The 9,212-nt window shown below is 76.3% G+C and carries 8 protein-coding genes; 7 read left to right on the forward strand and 1 reads right to left on the reverse strand.

The window, feature by feature from the left end:
* From C1I99_RS24995 to C1I99_RS25015, 5 genes are all read left to right on the forward strand, one after another.
* The coding region (locus C1I99_RS24995; protein ID WP_111136640.1) for a DUF305 domain-containing protein at positions 1 to 553 on the forward strand (553 nt) is incomplete at its 5' end.
* 54 nt (positions 554 to 607) lie between these two features.
* The gene (locus tag C1I99_RS25000; RefSeq protein ID WP_111136641.1) at positions 608 to 1,849 is read left to right on the forward strand and encodes a sensor histidine kinase; all 1,242 of its coding nucleotides are present in this window, start codon (positions 608 to 610) and stop codon (positions 1,847 to 1,849) included.
* On the forward strand, positions 1,846 to 2,511 hold the full coding sequence (locus C1I99_RS25005) for a response regulator (protein ID WP_111136642.1): 666 nt from the start codon (positions 1,846 to 1,848) through the stop codon (positions 2,509 to 2,511). The genes C1I99_RS25000 and C1I99_RS25005 overlap by 4 nt, the downstream gene beginning before the upstream one ends.
* Before the next feature lie 145 nt (positions 2,512 to 2,656).
* On the forward strand, positions 2,657 to 2,908 hold the full coding sequence (locus C1I99_RS25010; protein ID WP_111136643.1) for a hypothetical protein: 252 nt from the start codon (positions 2,657 to 2,659) through the stop codon (positions 2,906 to 2,908).
* Positions 2,905 to 5,385 carry an ABC transporter permease gene (locus C1I99_RS25015; RefSeq protein ID WP_111136644.1) on the forward strand — a complete coding sequence of 827 codons (2,481 nt, stop codon included), beginning with the start codon at positions 2,905 to 2,907 and terminating at the stop codon, positions 5,383 to 5,385. Before C1I99_RS25010 ends, C1I99_RS25015 begins: the two co-directional genes overlap by 4 nt.
* A 471-nt stretch (positions 5,386 to 5,856) precedes the next feature.
* Here C1I99_RS25015 and C1I99_RS25020 read toward each other — a convergent pair whose 3' ends face one another.
* The gene (locus tag C1I99_RS25020) at positions 5,857 to 7,209 is read right to left on the reverse strand and encodes a serine/threonine-protein kinase (RefSeq protein ID WP_111136645.1); all 1,353 of its coding nucleotides are present in this window, start codon (positions 7,207 to 7,209) and stop codon (positions 5,857 to 5,859) included.
* 546 nt (positions 7,210 to 7,755) lie between these two features.
* Between C1I99_RS25020 and C1I99_RS25025 the strand changes: the two genes are divergently transcribed.
* Together C1I99_RS25025 and C1I99_RS25030 are read left to right on the forward strand one after the other, a co-directional pair.
* Positions 7,756 to 8,388: an RNA polymerase sigma factor gene (locus tag C1I99_RS25025; protein WP_111136646.1), complete on the forward strand. Its 633-nt coding sequence runs from the start codon at positions 7,756 to 7,758 to the stop codon at positions 8,386 to 8,388.
* Between the two features lie 16 nt (positions 8,389 to 8,404).
* Positions 8,405 to 9,212, forward strand: an 808-nt coding sequence (locus C1I99_RS25030) for a hypothetical protein (protein WP_111136647.1), incomplete at its 3' end; no start/stop codon positions are given.

Raw genomic sequence — 9,212 nt, forward strand, 5'->3', positions numbered from 1 at the left:
GACCACGCCCGCCCCGACCGGGCCCCCGGTCATCGTGCCCGGGCGGCCGGGGGAACCGGCGGCGGTGCGCCCGGCCGGGGAGGTCCACGCTCCCGCCCCCCGGCACAACGCGATGGACGCCTGGTTCGTGCGGATGATGATCCCGCACCACGCGCAGGCCGTGGAGATGGCCGAACTCGCCCCCGACCGGGCCGCCGACCCCGACATCCGCGCCCTGGCCGACCGGATCCGGGCCAGCCAGGGACCGGAGATCGGCATGATGCGTGGCTGGCTGGACACCCGCGGCCTGTCGGCCGAGGTCGCCGGGCACGACCACGGCACCATGGGCGGCATGCAGTCGCCGGAGGCGATGCGCCGGCTCGCCGCCGCCCGGGGCGCCGACTTCGACCGGCTCTTCGTCGGGATGATGACCGAGCACCACCGGGGCGCCATCGAGATGGCCACCAACCTGCTCAGGGTCGGCTCGGACGCCACCCTGTCCGAGTTCGCCAACTCCGTCGCCACCGAGCAGGCCGTCGAGATCGACCGGATGCGCGGGCTGCTCGCCTCCTGACCGGTCCGATCACGGCGCGCCGCCGACCGGGCCCCGGCGCGGCACGTACCCTGGGTGACCGTGAACCGCACGATCCTCGGCCGTCCGCTGCGCAGCGTTGCCTTCGACGTCTTCGTCTCCGCCGTCGTGGTGCTCGTCGGCCTGGCCGGCGTGGTGGCGCAGCCGGGCGGCTGGAAGGCCACCCTGGTCGGGGTCGCGATGGCGGTGGCGTTGCTGTTCCGCCGCGCCCACCCGTCGGCGGTCGCCGCGGCGGTGGCGACGCTCGCGCTGGTCCAGGTGGTCGCCGGCTGGGGGCCGCTGGCCTTCGACATCGCCGTGCTGATCGCCCTCTACAGCGTGGTCAAGTACGCCGACCGGCTCCGTGACGGGGTGCTCGCCGGCCTGGTCGCCGCGCTCGGGGTGGTGCTCGCCGCGCTGCAGACCCCGGGCACCGCCCCCTGGTGGGCCACCGCCATCTACTTCGGCCTGGTCACCGGGGCCGTCTGGCTGGTCGGGCTGAACGTGCGGACCCGCCGGCTCTACGTGCTCAGCCTGGAGGAACGGGCGGCCACCCTGGAGCGTGAGCGGGAGGCCGAGGCGCGCGCGGCGGTCGCCGGGGAACGCGCCCGCATCGCCCGTGAGCTGCACGACGTGGTGGCGCACAGCATGGCCGTGATGATCGTGCAGGCCGACGGGGCCCGGTTCATGCTCGACCGGGATCCGCAGGCCGCCCGCGACGCCGTGAAGGTCGTCGCCGACACCGGCCGGCAGGCGCTGGAGGAGATGCGGCGGCTGGTCGGCGTACTGCGGGAGCCGAACCCGCCGGAGCCGGCGGCGCCGCCCCCGGCGGCGGGTGCGGCCGGCGGGACCGGGGTGGCCGCCGACCCGGAACACCGCCGGCCCGCGCTGACCGAGCTGCCCGCCCTGCTGGACCGCTTCCGCGACGCCGGGCTGCGGGTCCGCTGGACGGCCGCCGACGGCCTGCCGCCGCTACCACCGGGCCTGGAGCTGACCGTCTACCGGGTGGTGCAGGAGGGGCTGACCAACGCGCTCAAGCACGCCGGGGTCGGCGCCGCCGCCGAGGTCGCCCTGGCGCGCGCTCCCGGCGCCGTGGTGGTGCGGGTGGTCGACGACGGCCGTGGCCGGCCCGTGGTCGACCCGGCGCCGTCCGGTGGGCACGGCCTGGTCGGCATGCGCGAGCGGGTCGGCGTGTACGACGGCAACCTCACCGCCGGTCCACGGCTCGCCGGAGGTTGGCAGGTCGAGGCGCGGCTGCCGCTGCCGTCGACGGCCGGGACGGAGGTGATCGCGGCGTGACGGTGCGGGTGGTGATCGTGGACGACCAGGCGTTGGTCCGCGCCGGGTTCCGGATGGTGCTGGACTCCCAGCCGGACCTGGAGGTGGTCGGCGAGGCGATCGACGGCGCCGACGCGCTGCGGGTGCTCGCCCGGGTCGAGGCCGACGTGGTGGTGATGGACATCCGGATGCCGACGATGGACGGGGTGGAGGCGACCCGCCGGCTCTGCGCCGGACGTCCCGCCGGGCCGCCCCGGGTGCTGGTGCTGACCACCTTCGACACCGAGGCCGACGCGTTCGCCGCGCTCCAGGCCGGCGCGAGCGGCTTCCTGCTGAAGAACGTGCCGCCGGAGGAACTGCTCGCCGCGATCCGGGTGGTCGCCCAGGGCGATTCGGTGGTCGCCCCGTCGATCACTCGGCGGCTGCTCGACCGGTTCGCCGGCCAGCTCGGCCCGGGCCCCACCGGGGACCCGCGGCTGGGCCAGCTCACCGACCGGGAGCGGGAGATCCTGCTACTGGTGGCGCAGGGCCTGTCCAACGCCGAGATCGCCGCCCGGGTGCACGTCGCCGAGGCGACGGTGAAGACCCACGTGGGGCGGATCCTGGCCAAGCTCCACGTCCGCGACCGGGTCCAGGCGGTGGTGCTGGCGTACGAGAGCGGGCTGGTCACCCCCGGCGGCTGAGCCGGCCTACGACCCGGGTCGTACGGGTCCGCCCGGTGGGGGAGCCCGCGGTCGCACCCCGGTCGAGCGCGCGGGTGGACGCGCCCCGGCTGGGCCGCCCATAGCGTCGGAGCCGTCCAGTCACGATCGTCACGGGGAGCTCCACGTGTCCGTCGCACCTCCCGCGCCGTCCGCCGCCGGCGTCGCGGCCACCGCCCGCGGTCTGTCCAAGCGGTACGGCTTCGGCCCCGCCGCCGTCGCTCTCGACTTCGCCGTCGCTCTCGACTTCGCCGCCGGCCGGCTGGCCCGGGACCGGCCCGCGCCCACCGCCGAGCAGGTGCTCGACGCGCTCGCCGGCATGGATCCGGCCCGCACCCCGGCACCTGGCCGGGTGGGCGTCGCGGCGGTGGCCCGATGATCCGGCTGACCCTGCGCACGCTGCGTGCCGAGGCGGTACGGCTGCTGCTCTCCTCGCTGGCCATCGTGCTCGGCGTCGCGTTCATCGCCGGCACGTTGATCTTCGTTGACGGCATGCGGGCCGGCGCGTACGACCGGGCCGGCGCCTTCGACCGGCACACCGACCTCGGCGTCTACGCCGGGCGCGAGCCGATCCCGGCCGCCCTGGTCGACCGGGTGCGCGCGGTCGACGGGGTGGCCGCCGCCGAGGGGGAACTGCTCGGCACCGGCGGGATCGTCGGCGCCGACGGCCGGCCGGTGCTCGGCTACGCGGTGCTCGCCGCGATCCCCACCGACCCGGCCCTGCGCTCGTACGACGTGGTAACCGGCCGGCTGCCGGACCGCCCCGGCGAGGTGGTGCTCGACGCGCCGACCGTCGCCGAGGAGGGCTTCGGGCTCGGCGAGCCGGTACGGATCGGCGGCGTCGGGGGAGCGGCCAGCCCGTACACCCTGGTCGGCACGGTTGATGTGGCCGGCAGCGCCCGCGACGTCGGCGGGCCGTTCATCGGCCTGGTGGGGGCCGACGCCCTGGCGGTGACCGGCCAGCGCGGGTACGACCGCATCATGGTGGCCGCCGGCGCGGGCGCGTCGGAGGCCGTGCTGGCCGGCCGGGTGGCGGCGGCGGTCGGCGCCGGCCCGACCGTCAAGACCCGGCAGCGGATCCTCGACGACGCCGTCACCGACGCGGTCCGCGACCTGGAGCAGTTCAACATGGTGCTGCTGACTTTCGCCGGGGTCGCGGTCGTGGTCGCCGGGTCCGTCATCGCCAACACCTTCGCCATCGTCCTGGCCCAGCGGACCCGCCGGACCGCGCTGCTACGACTGGTCGGGGCGACCCGCCGGCAGGTGTTCCGGGCCGCGCTGCTGGAGGCCGCCGTGGTCGGGCTGGCCGCCTCCGCGGTCGGGGTGCTGGTCGGGGTGGCCCTGGCCGGTGGCCTGAACCAGCTGATGTCCCGGCTGGACGTGCCGGTCCCCGGCGGGCTCAGCGTCACCGGGCCGACCGTGTCGGTCTGCCTGGTGCTCGGCACCGCGATCACGGTCGGCGCCGCGCTGCTACCGGCGTGGCGGGGCAGCCGGGTCGCCCCGGTCGCCGCGCTGACCGACGCGGCGGTGCAGCCCACCCGGCAGGCCGGCTGGCTCCGGCTGTCCGTCGGCGCGGTGGTCTTCGCCGCCGGCGTCACCGCGCTGGTCGGCGCCGGCGTCGTCGTGCAGGTGCTGCTGGTCGCCGCCGGCGGGGTGCTGACCTTCTTCGGCATCGTGCTGTTCGGGCCGGTGCTCGTCCCGGCGCTGGTCCGGGTGTTCGGTTGGCCGGCCCGCCGGGTGTTCGGGGCGACCGCCGGTCTGGCCGTGGCCAACGCGGTCCGCAACCCGCGCCGGGTCGCGGCCACCGCCACCGCCCTGATGATCGGCATCGGCCTGGTGTCGGCGTTCGTGGTGGGTGCGCGTAGCACCAAGGACGGCATCGAGCGCAGCGTTGACGCGGAGATCGGTGTCGATTGGCTGGTCACCGGGATCGGCGGGGACCTGCCCGCGCCGCTCGCCGCCGAGTTGCGCGCCCGACCCGAGCTGGCCGTGGTGCACGAGCAGCGCAGCGCCGTCACCGCCGGCGTGGAGGTCCGCGCCGCCCACCCCGCGCTGGTCGGCCGGACCCTGACCGGTGTGCTGGCGGGCGACCTCGACCGGCTCGGCCCGGGCATGGTGCTGGTGCACCGGGAGCTGGCCGAGGCGCGCGGCTGGACGGCCGGTACCGAGGTCCGCCTGCGCGGTCGGGCGTTCCGGGTGGCCGCGGTGGTCACCGACGACGAGCCGGCGCCGGCCGGCAGCCCCGTCCCGGCCGGGCACGTGGTCGACGTGGTGGACGCCGACTTCGCCGCGCTCTTCCCCGACGTGCGCGGCCACCTCGCCGAGATCGACCCGGCGGAGGGAGTCACCGCCGAGCGGGCCCGTGACGCCATCGAGGCGGTGGTCGCCCACTACCCGACGGTCAATCTGATGGACCAGGGCGCGTACAAGAAGATGCTCACCGGCACGGTCGACATGCTGCTCGCGTTCGTCACCGCGTTGCTCTGCCTGGCCGTGGTGATCGCGCTGGTGGGGGTCGCCAACACGTTGAGCCTGTCGGTGGTGGAGCGGACCCGGGAGAACGCGGTGCTCCGGGCGGTCGGGCTGACCCGAGGCCGGATGCGAGCGATGCTGGCCGTCGAGGCGGTGCTGATGGCGCTGGTCGGCGCGGTGCTCGGAGTCGGCCTCGGCACCGCGGTCAGCGCGGCCGCGATGGCTCTGCTCGGGCGGATCAGTGGGGAGTTCGCCGTGGTGCTGCCGATGGGGCAGTTGGGGCTGATCCTCGGGGTCGCGGTCCTCGCCGCGCTGGCCGCGTCGGTGCTGCCGGCCCGCCGGGCACTCGCCCGGCCGGTCGTGGCGGCGCTCGGCGACCAGTGACCGGTCGGGGTGTGCGGGCAGGCCGGCCAGCACGGCGCCCTGAGGTCCCCACGACATCGCCGGCCGGTCCCGTCGCCCCACCCCGGGTGGCGGGACCGGCCAGCGGTGCCGGGTCTACAGCGACTCGACCACCGGCCCGGTACACCGGTTTGCGGGTGTGGGGAGCCCGCATCTCGCCGGCTCTTCTTGTACACCTGCCTAAGCAGCAGCAGCCGGGCCTGCTGACCGCCCGCCCGGACCGGTTTCAGCCCGGCAAGGATCCGTTGGGTCACGTGCTCGGGCGTCTCGTGGTTGACCGCGCCACGATCCGCCGGTAGAAGCCGTCCCCGGCGGCAGGCGTCGATGCCCTCGGCGTCGGTACTAGGTGCTCGGGACCTGGTTGGAGCCTATAGCGCTATCTGAGGTCTTAAGTCTGTTTTGCGAACACCGGGGTGGCGGTATCCGCTGCGCCGGGAATGCCGCGCCGGCCGGTCAGCGCTGCGTCTCGCTCCCTGTGCCCGGCGGCGTGGTGGTGGCGGTCGGCTCGGGGTCCGGGGACGAGTGCGAGGGCGATGGGGTCCCGCTGGGCGACGCGGGGGTGGTGGGCGGCGCCGACGGTTCCGGATCGCTGGTCTGGCTCGGCTGGCCGCTCGGCGTCGGGCTCGCCGACGCCGACGGCCGGCCGGTGGAGCCCGCCGGCCGGAACGGCCGGTTCCGGTTACCGCCGGTCTCCTCCGGCGTCACCGGCGCCCCGGTCTCCCCGGTCGGCACCGTAACCGGTGCCTCGGTCGGCACGGTGACCGCCGGTGCGTTCGCGTCGCCGGCCGCACCCAGCGCCGCACCCAGCCCGGCCAGCGCCACCAGCACCGCCGCGACCGCGCCGACCAGCGTGCCGCGCCGCTTCCGCCGGCCGGGCGCCGCCGGCACCGCGGCCGGCAGATCGGTCCGGGTGCTCGGGCCGGCGTCACGCAACGCGCCGACCCCGGCGGCGGGCACCATCGCGGTCGGCGCGGACGGGTCGGAGACCGCCACCCGGGCCGCCTCGGCCATCGCCGAACCGCTGCTGAACCGCTGCGCCGGGTCCTTGGCCAAGGCGCGGGCGACCAGCGCCCGGACCGCCTCCGGGATATCGCGCGGCAGCTCCGGCGGCTCGTCGTCGAGGTGCCGCACGGCCACCTGGAGCGGGTTGTCGCCGGTGAACGGCGGGCTGCCGCTGAGGCAGCAGTACGCCACCGCGCCGAGGGCGTAGATGTCGGTGGCCCCCGACACGGGGCGCCCGGCGGCCTGCTCGGGCGCCATGTACAGCGCGGTACCGGGCACCGCGTTCGTGCTGGTGATACTGGTGACGTTGGTGGACCGGGCGACCCCGAAATCGACCAGGACGACGGTGCCGTCCTCCTGCACCAGCAGGTTGCTCGGCTTGACGTCGCGGTGCACGATCCCGCCGCGGTGGGCGGCGTTCAGCGCCTGCGCCGCCTGCGCCACGATCGACATCGTCTCGGCCACGTCCAGCCGGCCGGCCGTCTCGATCCGCTTGGACAGCGGCTGGCCGGTGACGAACTCCATGACCAGGTAGTCAGCCCGGCCCCCGTTGGGCAGCTGGTCCTCGCCGCAGTCGAAGACCTGCACGATGCCCGGGTGGCGCAGGGCGGCCATGATCCGGGCCTCGGCGCGGAACCGGGCGATGAAGTCGGGGTCGGAGACCAGCGCCGGCAGCAGGACCTTGACCGCGACCTGCCGGCCGAGAACGAGGTCCATGGCACGCCAGACGTCGCCCATGCCGCCGGTGGCGACCCGCTCGTCCAGGCGGTACCGACCGCTGAGTACGACCTCCGAAGACAACACAGCATTACCGTACCCAGAGCGGCCGCGAAGGGCGCGCCGTGACCGGCTGGCTCCGGCGGCGCCGCCGCCCCGGACGGGGCAGCCGGCTCCGCGCCAGCTCCGATAGCCTGTGACCAGTCGGGGACGCCGCGTGACGGAATCCCCCGTTTTGCCCCGCGTGCTGGGCGTCCGTGCCGCCCGGCGGGGTCCGGCCGCGGAGCAGCGTCGCCGGGGCCGACGGTGTTACGGCGACACGCCGCCGGTTCGGCTAGACAATTCTCACTCTTCTGCCGACCGGGGTCGACTTGTCCGCTCGGCCCTCGCCTCCTAACGTTAGCCCGACTCGGGCCCGCCCCACGGCCTCGCCGCGGCACCCCGCCGGTGGCCGTGCCGCCGTGGCGAGAGTCCAGACGTACCGTCCGGGCCGGCGCGGTCCGAGGCGTGATCAGGTCAGCGGGGGGCTGAGGGTGCGGGATCAGGTCCGGCTGGCGGACCGGGCTGGCGTCGCGCACGGCCGGACTGGCGTGCGTGACTGCGGCACGCCCGGAACGCGGAAGCGGCGGACGCGTGGCCGGTGAGCTGAACGAGGCGGTCATCGCGGCGCAATCCGGCGACGAGGACGCCTTCCGCTTCCTCTACCGCAGCCTGCAACCAGGCCTGCTGCGCTACCTCTCCGCCCTGGTCGGCGCGGACGCCGAGGACGTCGCCTCGGAGACCTGGCTGCAGATCTCCCGCGACCTGCCCGCGTTCACCGGTGGGGAGTTCCGGGCCTGGACGGTCACCATCGCCCGCAACCGGGCGATGGATCATCTGCGCCGGCAACGCCGTCGGCCCTCGCTGCCGGTGCCGGTGCAGGCGCTCAGCGAACTGGCCGGGGATGCCGACACCGCCGAGCGGGCCGGCGAGACCATCGGCACCGAGGCGGCGCTCGCGCTGATCGCCACCCTCCCGCCGCGAGAGGCCGAGGCGGTGCTGCTCCGCGCGGTCATCGGGCTGGACGCCGAGACCGCCGGCCGGGTGCTCGGTCGCCGCCCCGGGGCGGTGCGCACCGCGGCCCACCGCGGACTGCGGCGGCTCGCCGCCCTGATGGAGCGCTACGACGTGTCCCAACCACCGGTCGCCCCCGAGGGCGCCACCCCGCCCCGTCCGCGTACCGGGCGGCGCCAGCAGGCGCCGCACGCCGAGCCGGCGGACGGTTGACGTGAGGGGATTCAGGATGATCTTCCGTCGGTCCGGGCGACCCGCCGACCGCGTCGAGTCCGACCGGCTGCTCGACGCGGCCCGCGCGGGGCTACCCGCGTCACCCGACGCAGGCGAGGACCCGCTGGCCCGGCTGCTCTCCGCCGCCGCGGGGCCGGCCCGCGTTAAGGAGGTGGCCGGGGAGGAGGCCGCGCTGGCGGCCTTCCGGGCGGCTCGGTCTGCCGCGCCCCGGGCCATGCCGGCCGTGCCGCCGCCTCGCCGCCGGTTCACCAGCGGTGCCATCGCCTGGGGTGCCGGCATCGCGGTCGCCGCCACCGCCGGCGCCGCCTTCGCGGCGGTCACTCTGGACCGCCCCGACGCGCCCGCCCCGCCGTCGCAGCGTCCGGCCACGCCGGCACCCACCAGCGAGACCGACCCGGGGCCGTCGACCGGGGCCGCGGGCGTGGGCACCGGCGCCGCCGTCCCGGGCCCGCCCGGCGGCACCTCCGGCGCTCCCGCGTCCGGCCCGCGGACCCCCGTGCGCGGCGAGCACGTGCCGGGGCTGTGCCGGGCGTACCTGGCCAAGCCGCCGGAGCAGCGGAACAGGGCGCTCGACACGCCCGCCTACCAGCCCGTGGTCGACGCCGCCGGTGGCCGGGCGCAGGTGGCGGGCTTCTGCCGAGACATGGTGGGCGGGGTCGAGCCGGAGAGATCCAAGAAGGCCGAGCCGTCCGCCAAGCCGTCGAATCCGGCCGACCCGGTGGTGCCGGACGCGGCCGTCCCGGCGGCACCGGCGAACGCGGCCGACCCGGCGGCACCGGGGAACCTGGCTGGCCCGGCGGCAC

Source organism: Micromonospora deserti, from assembly GCF_003236335.1.
Taxonomy (GTDB): Bacteria; Actinomycetota; Actinomycetes; order Mycobacteriales; family Micromonosporaceae; genus Micromonospora; species Micromonospora deserti.